At 56.4% G+C, this 23,239-nt stretch carries 22 protein-coding genes; 15 read left to right on the forward strand and 7 right to left on the reverse strand.

What is annotated here, in order from left to right:
- Positions 1-63 precede the first annotated feature (63 nt).
- The 6 genes from ACL0K2_RS02030 (at position 64) to ACL0K2_RS02055 (ending at position 6,782) form a co-directional block, all read left to right on the forward strand.
- Positions 64-1,464: an OprD family outer membrane porin gene (locus ACL0K2_RS02030; RefSeq protein ID WP_413043661.1), complete on the forward strand. Its 1,401-nt coding sequence runs from the start codon at positions 64-66 to the stop codon at positions 1,462-1,464.
- Positions 1,465-1,513: 49 nt separating this feature from the next.
- Positions 1,514-2,524, forward strand: a complete 1,011-nt coding sequence (locus tag ACL0K2_RS02035; protein WP_413043662.1) for a phosphoglycerate dehydrogenase — start codon at positions 1,514-1,516, stop codon at positions 2,522-2,524.
- A gap of 70 nt (positions 2,525-2,594) precedes the next feature.
- The gene (locus ACL0K2_RS02040; protein ID WP_239609037.1) at positions 2,595-4,010 is read left to right on the forward strand and encodes an acyclic terpene utilization AtuA family protein; all 1,416 of its coding nucleotides are present in this window, start codon (positions 2,595-2,597) and stop codon (positions 4,008-4,010) included.
- Positions 4,003-4,311 (forward strand): DUF4387 domain-containing protein, encoded by a 309-nt coding sequence (locus ACL0K2_RS02045; protein WP_413043663.1) that lies wholly within the window; start codon positions 4,003-4,005, stop codon positions 4,309-4,311. The genes ACL0K2_RS02040 and ACL0K2_RS02045 overlap by 8 nt, the downstream gene beginning before the upstream one ends.
- A gap of 82 nt (positions 4,312-4,393) precedes the next feature.
- Complete coding sequence (locus ACL0K2_RS02050) at positions 4,394-5,764, forward strand: MmgE/PrpD family protein (protein WP_413043664.1); 1,371 nt, start codon at positions 4,394-4,396, stop codon at positions 5,762-5,764.
- A 31-nt stretch (positions 5,765-5,795) separates the two neighbouring features.
- On the forward strand, positions 5,796-6,782 hold the full coding sequence (locus tag ACL0K2_RS02055; protein WP_413043665.1) for an alpha/beta hydrolase: 987 nt from the start codon (positions 5,796-5,798) through the stop codon (positions 6,780-6,782).
- A gap of 71 nt (positions 6,783-6,853) precedes the next feature.
- Here the strand turns inward: ACL0K2_RS02055 and ACL0K2_RS02060 are convergent, their stop codons facing one another.
- Entirely contained in the window at positions 6,854-7,663 is an 810-nt protein-coding gene (locus tag ACL0K2_RS02060; RefSeq protein ID WP_413043666.1) for a class II aldolase/adducin family protein, read from the reverse strand.
- Positions 7,664-7,746: 83 nt separating this feature from the next.
- Between ACL0K2_RS02060 and ACL0K2_RS02065 the strand changes: the two genes are divergently transcribed.
- Positions 7,747-8,676 (forward strand): LysR family transcriptional regulator, encoded by a 930-nt coding sequence (locus ACL0K2_RS02065; RefSeq protein WP_413043667.1) that lies wholly within the window; start codon positions 7,747-7,749, stop codon positions 8,674-8,676.
- 154 nt (positions 8,677-8,830) lie between these two features.
- Positions 8,831-9,709, forward strand: coding sequence for an alpha/beta fold hydrolase (locus tag ACL0K2_RS02070; protein WP_413043668.1), 879 nt, complete (start codon positions 8,831-8,833; stop codon positions 9,707-9,709).
- A gap of 241 nt (positions 9,710-9,950) precedes the next feature.
- Here ACL0K2_RS02070 and ACL0K2_RS02075 read toward each other — a convergent pair whose 3' ends face one another.
- Complete coding sequence (locus ACL0K2_RS02075; protein WP_239609050.1) at positions 9,951-11,183, reverse strand: XylR family transcriptional regulator; 1,233 nt, start codon at positions 11,181-11,183, stop codon at positions 9,951-9,953.
- A 143-nt stretch (positions 11,184-11,326) separates the two neighbouring features.
- Here ACL0K2_RS02075 and xylA point away from each other — a divergent pair, with 143 nt between their 5' ends.
- From xylA to ACL0K2_RS02100, 5 genes are all read left to right on the forward strand, one after another.
- The gene (xylA, locus tag ACL0K2_RS02080; RefSeq protein ID WP_413043669.1) at positions 11,327-12,643 is read left to right on the forward strand and encodes a xylose isomerase; all 1,317 of its coding nucleotides are present in this window, start codon (positions 11,327-11,329) and stop codon (positions 12,641-12,643) included.
- Between the two features lie 136 nt (positions 12,644-12,779).
- Positions 12,780-13,781: a D-xylose ABC transporter substrate-binding protein gene (gene xylF / locus ACL0K2_RS02085; RefSeq protein WP_413043670.1), complete on the forward strand. Its 1,002-nt coding sequence runs from the start codon at positions 12,780-12,782 to the stop codon at positions 13,779-13,781.
- Positions 13,782-13,883: 102 nt separating this feature from the next.
- Positions 13,884-15,440 carry a D-xylose ABC transporter ATP-binding protein gene (gene xylG / locus ACL0K2_RS02090; protein ID WP_413043671.1) on the forward strand — a complete coding sequence of 519 codons (1,557 nt, stop codon included), beginning with the start codon at positions 13,884-13,886 and terminating at the stop codon, positions 15,438-15,440.
- Entirely contained in the window at positions 15,441-16,577 is a 1,137-nt protein-coding gene (locus ACL0K2_RS02095) for a sugar ABC transporter permease (RefSeq protein WP_045162212.1), read from the forward strand.
- Between the two features lie 59 nt (positions 16,578-16,636).
- A complete protein-coding gene (locus tag ACL0K2_RS02100) occupies positions 16,637-16,804 on the forward strand; it encodes a DUF2790 domain-containing protein (protein WP_080890595.1) in 168 nt (55 codons plus the stop codon).
- A 222-nt stretch (positions 16,805-17,026) separates the two neighbouring features.
- On the opposite strand, the gene ACL0K2_RS02105 is transcribed toward ACL0K2_RS02100, so the two are convergent.
- Genes ACL0K2_RS02105 through ACL0K2_RS02115 form a run of 3 tightly spaced genes read right to left on the reverse strand, consistent with a single transcriptional unit; the run spans position 17,027 to position 18,841 of the window.
- On the reverse strand, positions 17,027-18,073 hold the full coding sequence (locus tag ACL0K2_RS02105) for a threonine aldolase family protein (RefSeq protein WP_045162211.1): 1,047 nt from the start codon (positions 18,071-18,073) through the stop codon (positions 17,027-17,029).
- Between the two features lie 23 nt (positions 18,074-18,096).
- Positions 18,097-18,471, reverse strand: a complete 375-nt coding sequence (locus ACL0K2_RS02110) for a DUF202 domain-containing protein (protein WP_413043672.1) — start codon at positions 18,469-18,471, stop codon at positions 18,097-18,099.
- A 1-nt stretch (position 18,472) separates the two neighbouring features.
- The gene (locus ACL0K2_RS02115) at positions 18,473-18,841 is read right to left on the reverse strand and encodes a YidH family protein (protein ID WP_239609056.1); all 369 of its coding nucleotides are present in this window, start codon (positions 18,839-18,841) and stop codon (positions 18,473-18,475) included.
- A gap of 206 nt (positions 18,842-19,047) precedes the next feature.
- Here ACL0K2_RS02115 and ACL0K2_RS02120 point away from each other — a divergent pair, with 206 nt between their 5' ends.
- Positions 19,048-19,539, forward strand: coding sequence for a copper chaperone PCu(A)C (locus ACL0K2_RS02120; protein ID WP_045162208.1), 492 nt, complete (start codon positions 19,048-19,050; stop codon positions 19,537-19,539).
- Positions 19,540-19,673: 134 nt separating this feature from the next.
- Here the strand turns inward: ACL0K2_RS02120 and gorA are convergent, their stop codons facing one another.
- Positions 19,674-21,032, reverse strand: a complete 1,359-nt coding sequence (gene gorA, locus ACL0K2_RS02125; RefSeq protein WP_413043673.1) for a glutathione-disulfide reductase — start codon at positions 21,030-21,032, stop codon at positions 19,674-19,676.
- Between the two features lie 72 nt (positions 21,033-21,104).
- Here gorA and ACL0K2_RS02130 point away from each other — a divergent pair, with 72 nt between their 5' ends.
- A complete protein-coding gene (locus ACL0K2_RS02130; RefSeq protein ID WP_413043674.1) occupies positions 21,105-21,527 on the forward strand; it encodes a VOC family protein in 423 nt (140 codons plus the stop codon).
- A gap of 48 nt (positions 21,528-21,575) precedes the next feature.
- On the opposite strand, the gene galU is transcribed toward ACL0K2_RS02130, so the two are convergent.
- Entirely contained in the window at positions 21,576-22,415 is an 840-nt protein-coding gene (gene galU / locus ACL0K2_RS02135) for a UTP--glucose-1-phosphate uridylyltransferase GalU (RefSeq protein WP_045162205.1), read from the reverse strand.
- Between the last annotated feature and the right edge of the window lie 824 nt (positions 22,416-23,239).

Here is a 23,239-nt window from a genome sequence, read left to right on the forward strand (position 1 = left end):
CTTCCGGTGATTACCGGCGGCAGCGGGTTCCTGCTGCAAAAAATAAATATAAAGGATCAGGAAATGAAAACAAAAAAACTTATATCGGTAATCATATCGGCGATAGTTTTAGGTGCACACGCCAAGGTTTTTGCATCCAACATCCACGATTACAACAGAACCAACAACGATGGTAAGTTCAATGTTTATCTGCGAGCTGTACATATCGATACCAGAATTGAAAATGGCATCATCGAAGACGACTTCGGCGGCTTTCCATTTGGAAGCCGTCTCGGCGGTACGGCCCTCGGTTTAGTTGCAGACTATAACTCGGGTTACTGGCAAGACAGCATCGGCTTTGACGCCTCTCTTTATGGCGTCGCAAAAATTGATGCCCGACCGGAAAACCGGGATCTTTTCGATGACACGTCCGGCGAAAGTAAAGGATTTGCGAAGTTAGGCCAGGCAAGCCTGAAACTTCGCCATGCCGGTGATAACTGGTCCGCTGCGCTTCAAGCCGGCCGCGGAAGGTTCGATGCCGGTACGGTAGTCACCCTTGACACACGGGCGGTGCCGGGGAGCCTTCAAGGGGCTAGAGGGCAGATTCAAGTTGACGGGCTCGATATTGGCCCATTGCCGGGTGTATTGAATATTGATGGTGCTTACGTCAATAGAGTGTCTCCTCGGGACCGGGAGGATTTTGAACGGATACTGAGTAAAGGCGGATTTGAAGTAGACGACATCAAGACATTCAGTGTTACGTACGATGCCAAACTGTTCGCCCTGAAGTTTGCCAAGGGTGTCGCTGAAGATTTCAACAAAAACACCAACTATGGTCTGACACTACGAGCCCCATTGGGTGAAAACAGCGGCGCCGTTTTTGATACCCAATACTACGATTTCCGTCGAGGCGGCAGCATCTGGGACCGTGACTGGCTAGATGGGAATGCCGGCTACGATGACAAAGCAAGCTGGCTCAACCTGAATCTAGGGCTAAAAATTGATCACTGGAGTTTTGGACTTTCTTATTCAAAAACACGCGCCGAGCTGACTAACGGGCAACTTGGCTACGCCTTTTTTGATCATGGCGAAAACGTTGACGGCCTGATGGATGCCTGGACTCGCTCGGGTAACGACTTCAATAACGACGACGAGCAGACTTGGCAGATAGCCGGAAAGTATGAATTTGACGGGAAATCTATCGCTGGGATTTCGCTGGATGGCTTCAATGCGATGGTTCTATTCAAGCGAGGCAAATTCGATGCGACCAATCCATTTTCCGGAGTCAATACAGACATTCACGAAAGTCAGGCGGAATACCGGCTGAATTATCGATTTGAAGAGCCGGATTATCAAGGCCTCTCGGTTGGCATGATTTATACGCGCTACTGGATTAACGAAGATTTCGTCGCGCTCGTGTCCGCTCAACCAAACAATGTGGTGAACGGCAAAGAGCTCAGAGTGTACGTCGATTACGCGTTTTAACCCTTGAACGAGAACCCCAGTATGCAGAGCGAAGTTAAACGGTGAGCTTATGCTGAGTAACGGAAAGTCAGTGGTTGTAACACCAAAGTTTTTCGACGATGCGGCGATCAGATACCTGGAGGGGCATGGTTGTTCGGTCACTTTAGCCCGCCTGCCTGACGATAAGGCAGATGCCGCCGCGACAGAGGCAGAGTTGATCTCGGTTTTGGCCCAAGCGGATGCTTGGATCGTCGGCCATGCAAACGTGACGTCAAGCCTCCTCGAATCGCTACCTCGGCTCAAGGTCATTGCACGTAGAGGCGTGGGCTACGAAAAGATCGATCTCGACGCGGCAGCCAAAACAGGGAAGGTCATAACCATCGCCACCGGAGGTAACGAAGAGAGCGTAGCGGATCGCACCCTGGCTCTGATGCTTGCGGCGGCACATCGTCTTCGGGAATCTCAACAGCAACTCATAGATGGACCTGCCTCGATCCTTCTTGGCAGCGATCTCTACGCTAAAACGGTGGGCATCGTCGGATTAGGTCGTATCGCCAGAAATGTCATTAGAAGATTAAAAGCGTTCGATACGACCATCTTGGTAAATACGCCACGGCCCGCATTCGTTTATGGCGAATCGATGAACATTGAGTACGTTGAGCTGGAAACACTTTTACAGCGCAGCGACTTCGTGTCCATTCATGCTCCGTTGAAACCCGATACACGTCACCTAATCAACGCTGACCGCTTAGCGCTGATGAAAGAGAACGCTTTCTTAATCAATACGGCTCGCGGTGGTCTTGTCGACGATCAGGCGCTTCTAGCGGCACTGAAAGCAGGAGATATCGCCGGGGCTGGACTTGATGTCTTCGAAAGCGAACTGGATGCGAGCCTTGCTGAAGTAACCAAGGAAATGGTCCGCCGTCCGAATGTCGTAGCCACTCCGCATTCAGGTGCATCGACACATGAAGGCTTGCAACGGACGAACATGGTAGCGGCCAACTGCGTTGCATCGGTACTTAATGGAGAAATGCCTTCTTCGAAATGCCTGATCGCAGGTCCCGCCAACTGCGCTGGTTAAATAACTCAACAAGTAGCTGTGCTCAGGCACGGTGTGTTGCGTACCTACTAATAGTTCAAGAGATATTTTTATGAATCGGAATTTGAAAGACGCGATTAGAATTATCGTACCCTGTGGTTCTTTGGGCGCTGGCGTACGTGAGGATGAAATAGCATACGGGCTGGAGCAGGGGGCTCAGGCAATCGCTACGGACGCCGGCTCGACCGATAGCGGTGCGGCATATTTGGCGTTGGGGATATCCAAGAACAATCGCGGCGCGGTCAAACGCGATTTGACAATTTTGATGCAAGCCCACGCCGATAGTGGTGTCCCGATAATAGTAGGGACCTCCGGACAGGCAGGCGGCGATCTGAACCTGGCATGGACTCGCGATATTGTGCTCGAGGTTGCCGGTGAACTGAATATCACGCCTAGAATCGCACTGATTCATTGCGAACAGGATAAGACAACGATTAAGAGGCTGAACGCGGAAGGGCGTATCACTCCGCTTCCGCCGTCCCAGTCTTTGGATGACGCCACTATCGACTCCTGTGAGCATATCGTCGCCGCGCTGGGCGTCGAGCCATTCGTGGCTGCCCTGGAAGATGGCGCAGACATCATCCTGGCCGGCAGGGCGACCGATACCGCCGTTATCGCAGCGTTTCCCATCTGGAAGGGAGCGCCCTGGGGACCCTCATGGCACGCGGGGAAGATCGCAGAGTGTGGCGTGCACTGCGCCGACAACCCTACGGCGGGCTCCGGGGTTTTGCTCACGATTGACAAGGACGGTTTCGAAGTAGAGCCACTGAGTCTGAATAATCGCTGCACCGCCAAGAGTGTCTCTGGGCACATGCTCTACGAGAACAGCGACCCATTTCGTCTTATCGAGCCAGGCGGAGTCCTCGACGTAAAGGACGCTGAGTATCAAATGCTGGATGAACGCGTAGTTCGGGTGACGGGTTCGCGGTGGGATCCTAAACCCTACACCATGAAACTGGAAGGCGCCGCAGCAGGGCTGTACCAGACGCTCATGCTAGTTGGCGTGCAAGACCCGGACGTACTCGCGGATATCGATGGATTCCATGATCGCCTGTTGGAAGCACTTTATGTGCGCACGCGCCAGTGCATTCCTGCACAAGAACTCGGGGAATTTCATATCTCTCTCCGTATGTACGGTTGGAATGCGGTCACCGGCCTCAAGCCCCCAGCGGGCACTGCGACACCTCCTGAACTAGGTATCTTGTTCGTTTCGACCGCAGCGACCCAAGAGCTGGCCAATTCGATTGCCCAGGCCTGCAACCCGTATTTTTTCCACTATCCCAGCATTATGGGGAAAGAACTGCCTTCATACGGATTTGCTTTTTCTCCTGCCGACATCCCGCGCGGCCAAGTTTACGAGTTCAAGTTGAACCATGTTGTGAAGCTGGACGATCCTTTCGAACTAGTTAGCACTGAATGGCTGACCTTCGGGCGCAAGAATAAAAGTGAGGAGAAAAGCAATGCCTAAATTACGTGAAGTGTGCCGCCATATCAGATCGAAGCAAGCGGGGCCATTCTGGATTACCTTCGACATCTATTTTGATGGACGTGAAAATTTCAATCGCTACCATGAGAGCGAAGCGCTTTCTGCTGAAGCGTTCGCACAGTTATATGGGGCGAATCCTGCGTTCATAAAACGTATTCCGGTCCCGCAGCTCGATATGATAAAGATTTCTTACCCGAGACTGACGCCTCAGGGCGGGATCGTTGAGCGAGACATGCACGCAGGTCAGCAGTACGTCCGACTGCTAAACGTTTCTGTCGATTAATTGAAATCCCTTATGTCCTGATCGGCGCATAAGGGATTTTTTGTGGCACTTATTGGGCTGTGTTTATTTTAAGGGGGTGGGGATGGGAAGCCATACGCTAGCAAAGAGCATCGCGAAGTATGCGTACGAATTTCCAACAGCAGAGTACTCAGACGAGCTGAACACTATCGTTCGTAACCGGTTTTTGGACAGCCTTGCATGCGTATTAGGCGCGTATGGTGCAGCCCCAGCTCAAGCTAGCGTCGCATATGCCGCCTCGGTGCCGGGTCGAGCCAGTATTTTTGGAACGGCTGTAAGAACTGCGCCTGAATATGCTGCATTTGCCAATGGCGTCATGGTGAGGTTTCTGGATTACAACGATGGCTACATGGGCCTGGAACCTGGCCACCCAAGTGACAACATTCCGGCGTGCCTGGCTGTTGCACAGGCGGAGCGCGCGAGTGGGCGAGAACTGATCGCAGCCATTCTACTCGCGTACGAAATTCAAATGCGATTTCAGGATGCGGCGAGCTTGAATAAGCGGGGCTGGGACCATGTCAATTACATCAATATCTCGATGGCAGTTGCTGCCGCCAAGTTGATGAAGCTTACAGAGCAGCAAATAGAGCAGGCAATTAACATCTCGCTTAACGGCCATCTGGCGATGCGCCAGGTACGCTCTGGAAATTTGTCGGACTGGAAGGGATGTTCCGCAGCAAACGCTGCGCGCAACGCAATATTTTCAGCACAGATGGCGCGGCATGGAATGACCGGGCCATCACCGATATTCGAAGGGGAGATGGGCTTCCGCAAACAAATCACGGGCGATTTCTTTCTGGATGTTGCCGATTTCGGTTCCGTTGCAAACGAAGATTTTGCCATTGAACGCTCGCTCACCAAAACGTTTCCTACCAACGGAGAGCTACATACTGCTGTATGGGCAGGGATTGAGCTAAACAAGCGAATAGATGACATATTCGATATCCAGGCAATTTGCATCGAAACTTCCTACTTCAACAAACGTGTCTTGGCCGATGCATCGGATAAATGGCGTCCTCAGACTAGAGAAACCGCTGACCACAGCTTGCCTTACAACGTAGCCCGCGCCTTGATTGATGCGGATATTTCCGTCGATTCGTATTCGCTCGAAAAGATAACGGATCCTCTCGTCATCTCCCTGATGGACAAGACGATAGTTGTAGAAGACCCGAAACTCACGAAACTATTTCCCAAACACTTGGCCAATCGAGTCACCGTCACGTTGAAATCTGGTGAAGTACTGGTTAGTGAAATTATTACTGGACCAGGCTCGGTTGAGACGCCCATGACTGGGAAGTGTTTCGAGAAGAAGTTCCGGAAGATGGCGGCCCCGTATCTGGGAGAGGGTGCACAGAACGACGTTCTGGATTTCGTCTCTACGCTCGAACAGCAATCTGACTACGACGCTCTTTTTGCCGCCATGATGAGAATGTGAGTTTGTATCAGTCCCAAACGAGAATAATCTCATGGAACATACTGAACATAGCTATCTACCGAACTCGATCGTAACGGATCAGTTATCGGCCGTTCACCCGGACCTAACCAGGGTTTCTTCGCTTTTGAGTCAAGCTGGATTATTTCCTCCAAAAGGAGAGGGGATCTCAGGGGTGAGAGCTTATTTACAGCGAATAGCGCAGTTCGTCTCGGCAAGCAGCGTGCCGTTGGCACTCGAGCAGTTAATGGCTTTTCTAGCGAATGGGCGCGAAGTGCCCTGCAAACTTTACTGGCCCGACAGGAGTTATCCGCCAGGCTTAATGTTTTATTGCCATGGCGGCGGGTTTAGGCACGGCTCGTTAGAAGACTGGGACGCCCCCCTGAGGCAGTTAGTGCGCGAGAGCGGGGTGGCAGTCCTTTCAATTGAATACGCGCTTGCACCCGAACAACCATTCCCTGCGGCCTTCGAGGAAGTGGTTGCGATAGCCAGACAGGTGATCGGCGACCGCATGGTTGCCGGGTTCGAAGTCAATCGATTCGCATTCGGTGGTGACTCAGCAGGCGCTAATTTGGCGCTAGGAGCGGCCGTCGCACTGCGTGAGAATGGGGTAACTCCGTTGGAGCATCTTTTGCTTTTCTATGGAGTGTATTCAAAAGATACAACGTCTGAATCATGGAGTCGGTTAAGCGGTGTCGGCGGGCATGGGCTTTCTGCTGATTCGATGCGTCAGTACTGGGATAGCTATCTGGTACACGATGAAAACGACTGGCGGGTTCAACCGCTGTACGCAAACCTGGACGGGCTTCCGACGACTCGACTGGTAGTTGGTAACCTGGACCCGCTTCTAGATGAAAACATCGCACTGCAACACAAACTTGAACGTGTCGGTGTCGAGTCAAGTCTGACTGTATCTCCTGGGGTCATTCATGGTGTGCTTCGTTTTAACGAGGTAGCAGAAGTAGTTAAAGATTTGGTTCGTGTCGAAGGGCAAGCGCTGCGCAGGTCGTTCTTAAAATAGGCCGCTTCGGAGTTCCATATTTGAATGCGCCGGCGCCTGCTCGTGCAGGGACGGCGCCACATAGTATGAGGTTATTCGAACAGGTCTGGATGCAGGCGCGTAATCATTTCGTATTGGGGTTGGTAATTTCCCCATACTACGAGTTCTGAACCCGTGAAATCCCTGGTCTTACGAGCAACTTCCGGGTTGATGGGTTGGAAGTCATGGCCGGCGGCCTGCACCATTAGTTGGGTTTCGCAAGCTCTTTCGAGCTGTACAAATAACGACACTGCGCTATCTACATCCTTTCCTACGCTCAAGAGGCCGTGGTTCTGGAGAATCAATGCGATGCTTCCATCCGCTAGATGGTCAGCAATGGCATCTCCTTCTTCGCTTTGGTGCACGACGCCGTTGAAGTTCGAGAACACACGATGGCGCTCGAAAAACACGCAGCCGTCTTGCGTGAGTGGTTGTAAAGGCTGGCCAAAGGCGGACCAAGCACGCCCTTGAGGAGAGTGAGCATGTGCTACGGAGTGAATGTGCTGATGACGAGCATGAATCCGAGAGTGGATCATGAATGCCGCCAAGTTGACGAATGCATTTCCCTCTACCAGTTGCCCTTTGTGATCGAGGCGCACAAGATCACTGGCGCGTATCATCGAAAAATGCAGGCTTACCGGATTCACCCAAAAGGTATCTGGCTCGATTGGGTCTCGAGCAGTTATATGCCCAGCGAGGCCGTCATCGAACTGATAATGAGCAAATAACCTGAACGCCGCCGCAAGTCGATGCTTGATATAGGCCCGCTGTTCAAGTGGATCATTGAATGTAGGCGGCATTGGTATTTTGGCGGCACCCTCACCGCCAACTGTGCTCATTTTAACTTGGCTCAAAATATCCATAACCGAGACCTCTTATTATTAGTGGGGTTTGAAATTAGCGCAGGCCGTTGGCGGTGTATAATGGCGATATTTCACATAATTACATGAATGCAATTCATTCGATGAGCGACCTAAATCTATTTCGCGTTCTGGTTGCAGTAGCCGAGACGGGGAGTGCGACCGAGGCGGCTGAGCGACTCAACTTATCGCAATCAGCGGTCTCGCATGCTTTGCGCCGACTTAGAGCTGCCCTTGACGACCCGTTATTTGTTAAACACGGCCGCCAACTCGTGATGACTCCGCATACGCGAGACATTCTGCCCACGGTTCGAAATGCGCTCAGTGAACTTGCCACTACCGCGCGGCGTGAAAGGGTGTTCGATCCTTCTGAGTCAGCAATGACGTTTCGCTGCGGTCTTCGCGATGCACTGGAATTTCTGATCATGCCGACGCTCCTGCAGCGCGCTCGAGCAGGTGGTTGGGGAGTGCGCTTTCAAAGTCGGCGGGTGCAGGGCGAAGATATCGAGGCGCTAATCCTCTCAGGAGCGCTCGACGTTGCGATGAGCCTGGAATATCCGGTCAGCGAACTGCTGGCGAGTCGCGAAGTGGTCAAGGAACAGCTCGCAGTGATGGTTGGGCCACAGCACCTTGCTTTCAACCAAGGCGAAATCAGTCTTTCCGATTATGCGAAGAGTGAGCACGTTCTTGTTACCTTGACCGACCGCGAACGCAGCACTGTCGACCAAGAAGTGCTTGGCCTGACAGGGGAGCCACGGCGAATAGCACTGCATTGCGAGCATTACCACGCGGCAGCTCAGGTGGTAGCCCAAACGGACCTTCTACTGACAATGCCGAGGACGTACGCGGAACGGCTCGCCCATCTGACGGGCAACCGGCTGGTGTCCTTACCTTTTACCAGCACGGCCATCTCTGTGAGGTTGTACTGGCGCAAATCCCTCGGCGGTGAGCCGTATATGAGTTGGCTTACGAAAGAGCTCGTGGACATCATGATCCTAATGAAACGGGAGCCTTGAGAACGCCGAGATTAGTCTGAGGAGGGCATGTGAACGCTTTACCCGGTTGTTCTAGCGCCAACATGAAGTGTGAACATTCGCATCACAGTTGGCATCTTGAGTGCCGTCAACTTCGGCTTAGCATGCGCGAAACCGTTAAGAAGGAGTCATCGGCGTGTTCAACGAGTTCCGCAAAGAGTTTCGGCATGTAAACGGTGTTCAGATTTGCTATCGCATCGGCGGTCATGGACCGGGGCTGCTGTTGCTTCATGGGCATCCGCAAACGCATGTGATCTGGCACAGAGTGGCGCCGATACTGGCCAGACAGTTTACGGTTGTCGCAGCTGATTTACGGGGATATGGAGACTCAGACAGGCCTGCAGCGGACCCTGAGCACGCCCGCTATAGCAAGCGCGAAATGGCTCGGGATATGGTCGAATTGATGACGTCTCTGGACCTGCCGCACTTCGACGTGCTCGCACACGACCGCGGCGCGCGAGTTGCCGCTCGATTGGGGATGGACCATCCTGAAGCGGTGCGACGAATGGTGTTGCTGGATATCGCACCGACCTTGGCGATGTACGAGCAGACCACTGAAGCCTTCGCTCGAGCATATTGGCACTGGTTCTTTCTGATTCGCCCGGCGCCTATGCCGGAAACACTCATCGAAGCAGATCCAGATCTCTATCTTCGCGGCGTGATGGGCGGTCGCAGTGCCGGAATGAAGCCATTTACCGAAGAAGCGTTTGCTGAGTACCTCCGTTGTCTTCGGCTACCCGATAGTGCGCGCGGTATCTGCGAAGACTATCGCGCAAGCGCCTCCATTGACCTGGACCATGATCGAGAGGACCTCAAAGCCGGGCGGCGACTGCTGGCACCATTGCTGGTGTTATGGGGCAAGGATGGCGCAATCGGCCAATGCTTCGATCCGTTGAATGAATGGCAAAAGGTTGCTGCCGATGTCCAGGGAACGGCACTGCCAGCCGGCCACTATCTAGCCGAAGAGGTGCCAGAGATATTGCTGGAGCATGTATTCGGTTTTCTGGAGCGGTGAGCAAGCCACCGCTTTAGGACAATCTGCCAGTGGCAGCGTCTCGGTAATCCAGGCGCTATCATGGCAGCTTGTCGTTCGCGGCTGAAAGATCAGGCCTGAACACAGCTCGACAAGCTACGAGAGTGGCGCTGGTTCATATACTGCGTACTTCGCATAATCTATATTATGTTAAATAACGTATTGGGTTGTGAGTGTTCATGAGGTCCCCCGGGTCAAATGCGCCGTTTACCGTTATGCAGGATCACGTCGCGAGAACTGATCTGTTGTCGCTACTCGTCTCTGCGCGGGGATTCCCAACGTTGTTGGCGGCTTGCTGGTATTCACGGGGCGTACACCCGAACTCGCGCCGAAACACGGTATGCAGGTACTGCGCAGATTTGAAGCCACAATGTTGAGCAATATCCACCATCGTCGAATCGGTGTTCTCCAGCCTGCTTGTAGCTGCGGCCAGTTTGAAACGCAAAATCTCGTCATGCACGCTGCACCCTCGCGCTTTTCGAAAATGCGACTCCAACGATGAACGCGACACGCCCACATAGGCCGCTACCTGCGCTGTCTTGATGCCCTGGCAAGCGTATTGGCGGATAAACAACAGCGCCCGCATGACGTACGGGTTACCCAATGGCTGATGCAGGCTCGATAGCTGTACGTTGACCGCATCAGGCGGTATCAGTATGTGCGTGCTGGCCGACGGCACACCGTGCAGCATTTGATGGAGCAGATGCGCAGCGGTCCGGCCCATGGTTTCGGTGCCCTGAACGACCGAGCTCAATGGCACCCGGGTCAGGCTGCGTGTCAGCGGGTCGTTGTCGATACCGATCAACGCCACTTGCTCCGGCACTGCGATCCCGGCGGTCAGGCAGGCTTGCAGCAACTGCCGGGCGCGAGCATCCGTCACGGCGATGATGCCAATGGGTTTGGGCAGGCTTTGCAGCCAGGCGATCTGCTTTTCGACGGCGCTGTCCCAAAGCGGCGCGCTGGTACCCATCCCGCGATAGACCTCGGCATGCAAGCCATCGCGTTTCATCAGTTGGCGAAACACCTTTTCTCGTTCCTGCGCCCAACGATTGGCCTGTGCTTCAGGCAGGCTGAAGCAGGCAAAACGCGTCAGTCCGGCCTCGATCAGGTGCTCGTACGCCAGCGTTATCAACGCTTCGTTATCGGTGGCGACGTACGGAATACCCTTCGGATAAGCGCGCTCGTCCTGATAGGAACCGCCTACCGCCACAACGGGCACCTTGATGTCGGCCAGCGCCTCGCCAATCATCGGATCATCGAAGTCGGCGATGATCCCGTCCCCCTGCCAGCGCTCGATCCCTTTCAGCCGACAGTGGAAATCCTCCTCGAGAAAAAGATCCCAGGATGCTCGAGTGCTGCTCAAGTAGTTACCGATGCCGCTGATGATGCCGCGGTCGTAGATCTTGCTGCCGTTGAACAGCAGAGCAATACGGTGAACGAGCGGTACGGTTTTCATTGTTCTTGTCCTGAGCCGATCAGTACCTAGGCGGTAGTAAAGGCTAGGTCAAAATCGAACCCTGGGTTGGTGACTTTCATACTAATTACCCATAGGGCCGTTGCTAGTATCGGGACACCGCCAAGAACAAAAGGACATTACGAGTGCCCTACTTCCCCGATGTCGAAAAGATTCGCTATCAAGGCACCGCCAGCGATTCTCCCCTATCCTTCCGTCACTACGATGCCGACAAGCTCATCCTCGGCAAACCCATGCGTGAGCATTTGCGCATGGCGGTCTGTTATTGGCACAGCTTCGTCTGGCCAGGCTCCGATGTGTTCGGAGCGGGCACGTTCAAGCGTCCGTGGCAGCAGCTTGCAGATCCGATGGAAATGGCGATGGGTAAGGCGGAGGCTGCATTCGAGTTCTTCTCCAAACTCGGAATCGACTACTACTGCTTCCACGACACGGATGTTGCCCCGGAAGGCAACTCGCTCAAGGAGTACCGCAACCACTTCGCGCAGATGATCGACCATCTGGAACGCCATCAGGAAGAAAGCGGAATCAAGTTGTTGTGGGGTACCGCCAATTGCTTCAGCAACCCACGCTTTGCCGCCGGCGCCGCCAGCAATCCTGATCCGGAAGTGTTCGCCTGCACCGCCGCTCAGGTGTTTAGCGCCATGAACGCCACTCAACGCCTCAACGGATCGAACTACGTGTTGTGGGGCGGCCGTGAAGGCTACGAAACCCTGCTCAACACCGACTTGAAACGCGAACGCGAGCAACTGGGCCGGTTCATGCGCATGGTGGTCGAGCACAAGCACAAGATCGGTTTCAAGGGCGACCTACTGATCGAGCCCAAGCCCCAGGAGCCAACCAAGCATCAGTACGACTACGACAGCGCCACCGTATTTGGCTTCCTGCATCAGTTCGGCCTGGAAAACGAAATCAAGGTCAACATCGAGGCCAACCACGCGACCCTCGCGGGCCATAGCTTCCATCACGAAATCGCAACGGCAGTTTCGTTGGGGATTTTCGGGAGCATCGACGCCAACCGCGGTGATCCACAGAACGGCTGGGATACCGATCAGTTTCCCAACAGCGTCGAAGAAATGACCCTGGCCATCTATGAAATTCTCAAAGCCGGTGGCTTCCAGAATGGCGGGTTCAACTTCGACGCCAAGGTGCGTCGGCAGAGCCTTGATGAAGTCGATCTGTTCTATGGCCACGTCGCCGCGATGGATGTCCTCGCTCTGTCCCTGGAGCGCGCGGCAGCCATAGTGCAGAACGACCGACTCCAGCAGCTAAAGGATCACCGCTATGCCGGCTGGCAGCAGCCGTTTGGACAGGCAGTGCTGGCGGGCGAGTTCAGCCTCGAATCATTGGCTGAACATGCTTTCGCCAACGAACTGAATCCGCAGGCAGTAAGCGGTCGTCAGGAGATGCTCGAAAACGTGGTCAACCAGTTCATCTACCCCTGACAGCACCCGGTCGGCGTCAGGCGGTTACATTCTCGCGACACTTCGTTACGCACGGCGCCGTCCGACTTTCTACTGTTCTATAGCACTACCCAATCGTCAGGCAGTGTCTCCAACAACAATAAAAGGGCGCACCACCATGAAAACCGTAAAGCGCATGTTCCTCGCCGGGGCCCTTGCCCTGCTCTCGCTTCCACTCATGGCCGATCCCGCGAATCCGAAAATCGGCTTCTCCATCGATGACCTGCGCCTGGAGCGCTGGGCCCGGGACCGTGATTACTTCGTCGCGGCGGCGGAGCAATTGGGCGCCAAGGTCTTCGTCCAGTCGGCCGATGCCAACGAGCAGAAGCAGATTTCACAGATCGAGAACCTCATCTCCCGCGGCGTCGACGTGATCGTCATCGTGCCGTTCAACGCAACCGTGCTGACCAACGTCGTGGCCGAGGCCAAGCGAGCCGGGATCAAGGTGGTGTCCTACGACCGGCTGATTCTGAACGCCGATATAGACGCCTATATTTCATTCGACAACGAAAAGGTCGGTGAACTGCAGGCCCAGGGCGTGCTGCAGGCGGCGCCCAAGGGCAACTACTTCCTCCTCGGTGGCGCCCCTACGGACAACAACGCCAAGGTGCTGCGTGAAGGGCAGATGAAGGTCTTGCAGCCGGCTATCGACAAGGGCGACGTCAAGATCGTCGGGCAACAGTGGGTCAAGGAATGGAACCCGACCGAAGCGCTCAGCATCGTCGAAAACGCCCTTACCCGAAACGACAACAAGATCGATGGCATCGTCGCCTCCAACGACGCCACGGCAGGCGGCGCTATCCAGGCGCTGGCGGCGCAGAAGCTGGCCGGCAAGGTGCCGATTTCCGGTCAGGATGCCGACCTGGCGGCAGTCAAGCGGGTAATTGGAGGCACCCAGACCATGACCGTCTACAAGCCGCTGAAACTGATCGCCTCGGAAGCCGCCAAGCTCTCGGTGCAGCTGGCACGCAACGAGAAGCCTGCCTTCAGCTCCCAACTCGACAACGGCGCTAAGAAGGTCGACACCATCCTGCTCACCCCAACCCTGTTGACTCGCGACAACATCGATCTGCTGGAAAAGGACGGCTTCTACACCAAGGCACAGATCGCCGGGCAATGATCATCGAGCTGAGCAGACTCGACTGACGACCCGACCGCGACCCACGTGGATTGGCAGGCGCCCCTGCCGTCCCCGCCCGTTGCTTATCTGTGAGTACCTCCCGTGACCGATTACCTGCTGCAAATGGACGGCATTGTCAAATCCTTCAACGGCGTCAAAGCCCTTGACGGCATCGATATCAAGATCAAGCCTAGCGAATGCGTGGGCCTCTGCGGTGAGAATGGCGCCGGCAAGTCCACGCTGATGAAAGTGCTCTCGGGCGTCTATCCCTACGGCACCTGGGACGGTGAAATTCTCTGGGACGGTCAGCCGCTACGGGCAAAATCGATCAACGAAACCGAAGCGGCCGGAATCGTCATCATCCATCAGGAGCTGACGCTGGTTCCGGACCTGTCGGTGGTCGAAAACATCTTCATGGGCCACGAGCTGACCCTGCCCGGCGGTCGCATGAACTATCCGGCGATGATCCACCGCGCCGAAGCCCTGATGCGTGAACTCAAGGTGCCAGACATGAACGTCTCGCTGCCGGTGTCGCAGTACGGCGGTGGCTACCAGCAGCTGGTGGAAATCGCCAAGGCATTGAACAAGCAAGCGCGGCTGCTGATCCTCGACGAGCCTTCATCCGCCCTCACCCGCTCGGAAATCGAGGTGTTGCTGGACATCATCCGCGACCTCAAGGCTAAGGGCGTAGCCTGCGTCTATATCTCCCACAAGCTCGATGAAGTGGCGGCCGTGTGCGACACCATTTCGGTGATCCGCGACGGCCAACACATCGCAACGACCGCCATGACGGACATGGATATTCCGAAAATCATCGCCCAGATGGTGGGACGGGAGATGAGCAACCTCTACCCCACCGAACCCCACGACATCGGCGAAGTGATCTTCGAGGCGCGCCACGTCACCTGCTACGACGTCGACAATCCCAAGCGCAAACGGGTCGACGACATTTCCTTCGTTCTCAAGCGCGGAGAAATCCTCGGTATCGCGGGGCTGGTCGGCGCCGGCCGCACGGAGCTGGTGTCGGCGCTTTTCGGCTCCTATCCGGGCGGGTACGAAGCGGACGTCTTGCTAGAGGGCAAGCCGATCGACACCCGAACGCCACGCAAATCCATCCGCGCCGGGCTGTGCATGGTTCCCGAAGACCGCAAGCGCCAAGGCATCATCCCGGACCTGGGTGTCGGCCAGAACATCACGCTGGCGGTCCTGGAGAACTACGCGAGGATGACCCGCATCGATGCCGAAGCTGAGCTGAGCAGCATCGATCAGGAAATTTCGCGCATGCATCTCAAGACCGCGAGCCCCTTTTTACCGATCACCAGTCTCTCCGGCGGCAATCAGCAGAAGGCCGTGCTAGCCAAGATGCTTCTGACGCGGCCCCGCGTGCTGATTCTCGACGAACCCACCCGCGGGGTGGACGTCGGTGCCAAGTACGAGATTTACAAGCTGATGGGTGCGCTAGCGGCTCAAGGCGTGTCGATCATCATGGTTTCGTCGGAGCTGGCCGAAGTGCTGGGAATTTCCGACCGTGTCCTAGTCATCGGCGAAGGCCAACTACGCGGAGACTTCGTCAATCACGGACTCACCCAGGAACAGGTGCTCGCCGCCGCGCTCAGCCAACCCGCTGACCATAACGATAATGATCGGAAGTCCGCGTAAATGAACCACGTCAAACAATTATTCAGCCGCTACAAGATGCTCGCGCTGGTGATCGCTGTAGCAATTATCTGGTTGTTCTTCAGTTGGCAGACCGAGGGCGGGTTTCTGACGCCGCGTAACCTTTCCAACCTGCTGCGGCAGATGTCCATCACGGGAATTCTCGCCTGCGGCATGGTGCTGGTGATTATCAGCGGCGAGATCGATCTGTCGGTGGGCTCGCTGCTTGGCCTACTTGGCGGGCTGGCAGCGATCCTGGACGTGATTTACAACGTGCCGCTCCTGGCGAACCTGAGCCTGGTCGCTCTGTGCGGGCTGATGATCGGGCTGGCAAACGGCTACATGACCGCCTACCTGCGCATCCCCTCCTTCATCGTGGGGCTGGGGGGCATGTTGGCGTTTCGCGGAATCCTGCTGGGGATCACCGGCGGCACCACCATTGCTCCGGTATCGCCGTCCCTGGTTTACATCGGCCAGGGTTATTTGCCGCATACGGTGGGTGTGGTACTTGGCGTACTGCTGTTCGCCCTGACGCTGTTCCTGACGTGGAGACAGCGCCGCAATCGCGCCCTTCACGGGCTGGCTGCGCACTCGCTGGTTCGCGACCTGTTGCGCGTGGCCTTGATAGGCGCCGTGCTGGCCGGGTTCGTCTACACGCTTAACAGCTACGACGGCATTCCGGTTCCTGTGCTGCTCCTGCTCGTTCTGCTTGGCGTGTTCAGCTACGTCACCAGCCAGACCGTATTCGGCCGACGCATCTATTCGGTTGGTAGCAACATGGAGGCGACGCGGCTATCGGGCATCAACGTCCAGGCCGTGAAACTGTGGATCTTCGGCATCATGGGTGTGATGTGCGCATTCGCCGGCATGGTCAACACCGCGCGCCTGGCCGCCGGCTCACCGTCGGCCGGCAGCATGGGCGAACTCGACGCCATCGCCGCCTGCTTCATTGGCGGCACCTCGATGCGCGGTGGCTCCGGCACTGTCTACGGCGCCCTCCTTGGCGCGCTGGTCATCACCAGTCTGGACAACGGCATGTCCATGCTCGACGTAGACAGCTACTGGCAGATGATTGTCAAAGGCAGCATTCTGGTGCTGGCCGTGTGGGTAGACGTGAGCACCCGAACCGGACGGCGCTGACGTAAACCAATGCACTAACTTACGGGCGCACCGGATCACGGCACCCGTGTTCCGCATCGATGGGTGTGATAACCAATATCACACCCATCTTTTGTTCAGATGCGTACGGAACGAAGCTGGATATAGAAAAAGTGTTGTCTATCTCGACTCGAGATAGTGCTGTCTGCGAACCGGTGGAGCAGACCATGAAGTACATCGATTCGTCCGGAAAATCCCAAACGCTGTAGTACGTCGTTTTGTCCACGGCATGTAGTCGGAGTTAATGATCGCCGAGGCGCCATGTACATGCTTCACGATGCCGGCGGGATCTTTTACTAGATCCGCCGCGAACATCTTCGGGCTGGATTGAACCGGCCGTGCAAACCAACCTGTGAATTAATCAATGTCTATCGGCTTCGGCCGCAAACGGGGTGGATGCCGCTTCCGTGCGGCACCGGCGAAGGTCGCAACTACTGGTTCTCCATAACGACAACGCGAATGTCATCCGCCAACTGCCGCACACGCTCCTCGCTGGTGTCCCAGGAGCACATGAAGCGCGCACCGCCGACACCGATGAAGGTGTAAAACATCCAACCGCGGCTTCTAAGCGCTTCCAGGGCCAAGGGTGGGATGCTTACGAAAACGCCATTGGCCTCGACGGGAAACATCAGCTCCACGCCCGGCACATCGCTGATCAACGTCGCAAGTAACTGGGCGCAGCTGTTCGCATGGTCGGCGTATCTCATCCAGGCATTGTTTTCCAGCAAGCCGACCCATGGCGCAGATAGAAAGCGCATCTTCGATGCCAGCTGTCCGGCCTGTTTGCAGCGGTATTCGAAATCTTCAGCCAGGTCGCGATTGAAAAACAGAATGGCTTCGCCCACGGCCATACCGTTCTTGGTCCCGCCGAAACAGAGCACGTCCACGCCAGCCTTCCAGCTCAGCTCCGCCGGCGATAAGCCAAGAAACGCACAGGCATTGGCGAAACGTGCGCCGTCCATATGCAGATGCAGCCCCAGTTCTTTGCAGGTATCGCTGATGGCCTGGAGTTCGTCGGGCCGGTATACGGTGCCGATTTCAGTGGCCTGGGTAATGCTGACAACGCGCGGCTTGGGGTAATGGATGTCCTTGCGCTTCAGCGCAATTTCACGGATTGCCGTGGGTGTGAGCTTGCCTTGCTCGGTCCGCGCCACCAGCAGTTTGGAGCCGTTGGAGAAGAATTCCGGCGCGCCACATTCATCAGTCTCGATATGCGCGATATCGCCGCATATCACGCTGTGATAGCTCTGACAGAGCGAAGACAGCGCCAGAGAGTTGGCCGCCGTGCCATTGAACGCGAAGAACACTTCGCAATCGGTTTCGAACAACTGGCGGAAATGGTCCGCGGCGCGGGTCGTCCATTGGTCGTCGCCGTAAGCCCGATCATGGCCCTGGTTCGCCCGGGCCATGGCCTCCCAAGCTTCCGGGCAGATGCCCGAATAGTTGTCGCTGGCAAATTGCTGATTGGCGGTGGTCATCTAAGCCTCTTCTGGTTGCTGCCTCAGCTACTGATCGGCAAAAAAATAACGGTATAGAGCCCTAACACGGCGAGTATGGAAACTGAAGCACCCAACCACAGTACCGAGACCGCGTCAGCTTGAATGCGTCCACTTTTCAGGCCGCTGGCACTGCGTGTGTAACGATGCCGTTGGGTGGTCCAGATGCCTAGCGCCGTGAGCAACGACAGTGCGATCAGCATCGCGACGAAGGTTCCGTGATATGGCATCCAGCGCAAGAAAAGTGAGCTGACGGTGAGCATGGTGAGCAGCGTTCGACCCCAAGCCAGCGAGGTGCGTTCCGGCTGCAGCCCCGGGTCTTCGTGCAACGGCGGCCGCGGCGGTTTGGGCTCCAGGCGACGACGAAAGGATATGTGCATTTCAGCTGCGCAGGGCGATGAAACTGATAAGGACCAGCGTAACCAACGTGCCGCCGATCGAAAGGATCGGGATCAGCAACGGAAACGGCAAAGGGCCGCTGTGGCGCATCGCCCGTTCGATGCTCAGCCAGCGGATACAGGCCGTTGAGCTGATGAACATGGCCAGCAATAACAACGAGACGGCCAGCACCTTGCGCAACTCCAGGGTAAAGACGCCTCCGGCAAAGGCTTCGACCGCGACGCCGCCAGCCAATAGCGCCAGCGACGTGCGGATCCAGGCGAGAAAGGTTCTTTCGTTGGCCAGGGTGAATCGCGGATCAGGTTCTTTTCCGCCGGGTAACAGCCGGTGACTCCAGCGACTTCGTTCCATTGGTTGATGCATCTCCGATCAGATGGGACCTAGGCCTGTCCCCGTTTCGTTGTAAACCGCGTTCGGCGTTTCATTCAAACAGAAACGCAGCAGCGCTGCAGGTTCATTGCGACGCCAGCATCGCTGGCGCGATTGGCTTTGCTCTCATGAGACGTGAAAGCCGTCATGATAATGTTCGGCATCGCACACCACTCTGGAGAAACTTCATGCTGCTTCGTCTGGCAACCGCTCTCGTGCTCGGCACGGTTACTCTGACCGCCATGGCTGATGACCATGCACACAGCCATCAAATGAACGATGGGAAGCCGATCGTTACGCAGGTATGGTCCCGTGCCATGCCGCCGAGCGCCCCTACCGGTGCGGTGTACTTCACTTTGAGCAATCCCGGTAATACGCCGGATCGACTGATGGACATTCAGACCCCGCGCGCCGAAAGAGCCGAGTTGCATACCCATGTCCATAAGGGCGACGTGATGAGCATGGAGCGTATCGACTCGGTCGAGTTGCCTGCCGGTGGCGAAGTGGCGTTCAAGCCGGGAGGCAATCACGTGATGCTTTTCAAACTGAGCGAGCCGCTGGTCGCCGGAGAGCGCTTCCCCCTTACGCTGATTTTCGATAAAGCTGGTGAAGTAACCGTTGATGTCGCCATTCAGGAGCAGGCTCCGGAGCCGAATGGCAACACCCACCAGCATCATTGAGCGTCGACGACCACGGATGACAGCTGAGGTGCCTAGCTGCCCGCCCTGGAAATCAGCACCCTCCTCCACAATGATGCCTTGTCCGACCGGCCATGACGCATGGCCGGTCGGACGTGCGCAACACCGTGCTTCGATCAGATTCCCGTTGGCGTGCGCATGGTGACGAACTCTTCAGCCGCCGTCGGATGGATACCCACCGTATCGTCGAAGATTCGCTTGGTAGCGCCTGCTTTCAAGGCGATGGCCATGCCCTGCATGATCTCGCCGGCATCCGGTCCGGCCATATGGCAGCCCAGTACCTTGTCGGTTTCGGCATCGACCACCAGCTTCATCAGGCTGCGCTCGAGGCTACCGGTCATGGTCAGCTTCATGGGTCTGAAGCGACTCTCGAACAACACCACCTTGTGCCCTTGCTTGCGTGCTTCTTCTTCAGTCAGGCCGACCGTCGCCATGTTCGGCAAGCTGAACACCGCGGTGGCGATGGTGTTGTAATCGACCAGCCGGTACTCCTCCGGTTTGAATAGCTGGCGCGCCACCGCCATGCCTTCGGCAAGCGCGACGGGGGTCAACTGGATGCGACCGATCACATCGCCGATTGCCAGGATCGATGGCGCGGTAGTTCGAAACTGCTCGTCAACCGCAATGAAACCGCGTTTGTCCAACGTGACATCGACATTCTCGAGCCCCAGCCCGTCCAGCATCGGGCGCCGGCCAGTGGCGTACAGAATGCAGTCGGTTTCCAATACGCGACCGTCGTGCAGTGTGGCGAGCAAGCTGCCGTCCGCCTGTTTGTCGATGCGCGCGATGTCGGCGTTGAACTGCAGATCGATGTCCTTCTTGATCAACTCATCCTTGAGGTGATCGCGTAGCGAACCATCGAAACCACGCAGGAACAGGTCGCCCCGATAAAGCAGCTTGGTCTCGGCGCCACAGCCATGGAAGATCGAGGCGAACTCGACAGCAATGTAGCCGCCACCGACCACCAGCGCGCGACGCGGCAGCTCATCGAGATAAAAGGCTTCGTTGGAGGTGATCGCATGCTCGCGACCCGGAACGTCCGGCACGAAAGGCCAGCCACCGGTTGCGATCAAAATGTGCTCGGCACTGTAGTGACGGCCGTCTACTTCGACGGTATGGGCATCGACCAGCCGCGCATGCGCCTGCAGCAAGGTGACGCCGCTGTCGACCAGGAGATTCTTATAGATACCGTTGAGGCGTTGAATCTCGCGGTCCTTATTGGCAATCAGGGTCTTCCAGTCGAAAGTCGCACCATCGATGGTCCAGCCATAGCCTTGGGCCTGACCGATATCCTCGGCATAGTGGGCACCGTAAACCAGCAGCTTCTTCGGTACGCAGCCGACGTTTACGCAGGTGCCACCCAGATAACGGCTTTCGGCAACCGCGACGCGGGCACCGTAGCCAGCGGCGAAACGAGCGGCACGGACGCCACCGGAGCCGGCACCGATGACGAATAGATCGAAGTCGTAAGCCATGAACTGTTGTCTCCCATGTAGAACGCAAAGCATAACCCAACGTCGTTGGCCCGATCATCGAAGGAGTGCCGCATGCGCCCTACCCTGACCCACCTCGCCTTGCATGTCCCCGACCTGGACGCATGCATCGCGTTCTATGCACAGTTCTGCGGAATGCACGTGTTTCACGAGCGCGCTGGAAAAGGTTCACGCATCGTCTGGATGGCTGAGCCTGGCAAGGAGCGCGATTTCATCTTTGTGATCATGCCGGGGGGGCAGGACCGTGCGCTGGCCGACAATGACTACAGCCATTTCGGCTTCGCGCTGTCGAGCCGCGGTGAAGTCGATGCGATTGCCGCTCGTGCTCGCCAGGCTGGCTGCCTGATCTGGGAGCCGCGTGATGAACCCTACCCGGTCGGCTACTACTGCGGCCTGCGGGATCCGGCGGGCAACTACGTCGAGTTCAGCTATGGCCAGCCGTTGGGACCAGGCGCCGAGGACATGCCGGCGCCATGAAACGAACAAAGCCACCCTTGGGTGGCTTTGTGCTCGGCGTGAGGTGAATCAGAACGCCTTGCCGGTCAGATAGAAGTTCTCGTAGCAGAAGTTGGTCGCCGCGATATAACCCTCGGCGCTGCCGCAATCGAAACGCTGGCCCTTGAACTTGTATGCCAGGACGCAGCCATCCTGCGCCTGACGCATCAGGGCGTCGGTAATCTGGATCTCGCCGCCCTTGCCCGGCTCGGTTTGCTCGATCAGGTTAAAGATATCCGGCGTCAGGATGTAACGACCGATAATCGCCAGGTTAGACGGCGCGTCTTCCGGCTTGGGCTTTTCGACCATGTGACTGACGCGGAAAATGTCGTCACGGATCATTTCACCGGCAATAACACCGTACTTGCTGGTTTCTTCCGGCGGCACTTCTTGAATGGCGACAATCGAGCAGCGGAACTGGTTGTAGAGCTTGACCATCTGCGCCAGTACCGGATCTCCGTCCACGTTGATGCACAGGTCGTCGGCCAGAACCACGGCAAAGGGCTCGTCGCCAATCAGCGGGCGGCCGCTGAGAATGGCATGGCCCAGACCCTTCATTTCGACTTGGCGGGTGTAGGAGAAGCTGCACTCGTCAATCAGCTTACGGATGCCGACCAGGTACTTTTCCTTGTCGGTGTTGCGGATCTGATGCTCCAGCTCATAGCTGATGTCGAAGTGGTCTTCCAGGGAACGTTTGCCGCGACCGGTAACGATCGAGATCTGGTTAAGCCCTGCAGCCAGCGCCTCTTCAACCCCGTACTGGATGAGCGGCTTGTTCACTACCGGCAACATCTCCTTGGGCATGGCCTTGGTCGCAGGAAGGAAGCGCGTGCCATATCCGGCCGCAGGAAAAAGGCATTTCTTGATCATGTGAGTCCTTGAAAAGATAGTTCCGGTTGATGCACTGCGCCTGGATCGGTCAACAGCCATACCCTGCATGTCCCGCCGACAGCGGCTGACTAGAGGCTACGACCGCCGAAACGATTAGGGGTTCGCAGGTTCACACAGCAAAATTCGAGTCGGTAAACGAAGCTGCCAGCTGACCGGCGGTCGTTGACTTGCACGCGCGGCATAGAGTGCTCGGTGCCGAGCGGCTTGCCAAGTGGCCAAGTGAATCGGGACGACCGGAGATTCAAGGATTCCCCGTGCCGTAGATCCGCGCCGCCGACTCGTTCGCCGTACTTTGGAGCACCTCCGTTTTTCGCAAGCGAAACGAAGCGTTTGACTGACCCAGATCAGTGAAACAGCAACTAGCGCCCGATACGGTGCGAGTCCCAAAGGCGCAGCCGATCGCAGCCTTTAACATATCGCCAACTGCCTGGCTGATCGAACGGAGCGAACGCTTGCGTTGGACCGCCTGTTCTGTAGCCCCCACGTCTATCGCCTGCTTTCAGGCGATTTCGTTTCCGAGCAGTAGTAAGGATGATGATGAGCAGCGCTCACGCTAACCGGGAGATGTCCGTCCAGGCGAAGATCAACCTGGCCCTGGTGCTGGTTTTCGCACTGGTGCTTTCCGCCTCGTTGCTGCATGCCGCCAGCACCGAGAAGCGACTGGTGTTGCAGGTCGTCGAACAGCAAACCAAGGATGCCGCCGACTCGTACTTCGACAGCATCAACGCAATGATGCTGACCGGCACCATGGCCCAGCGCGAAGTGCTGCGAGAAAAGATACTCTCAAGGCCCGGCGTGATTGA

The sequence above is a fragment of the Pseudomonas sp. YJ42 genome (genome assembly GCF_047225135.1).
In the GTDB taxonomy this organism is placed as follows: domain Bacteria; phylum Pseudomonadota; class Gammaproteobacteria; order Pseudomonadales; family Pseudomonadaceae; genus Stutzerimonas; species Stutzerimonas stutzeri_E.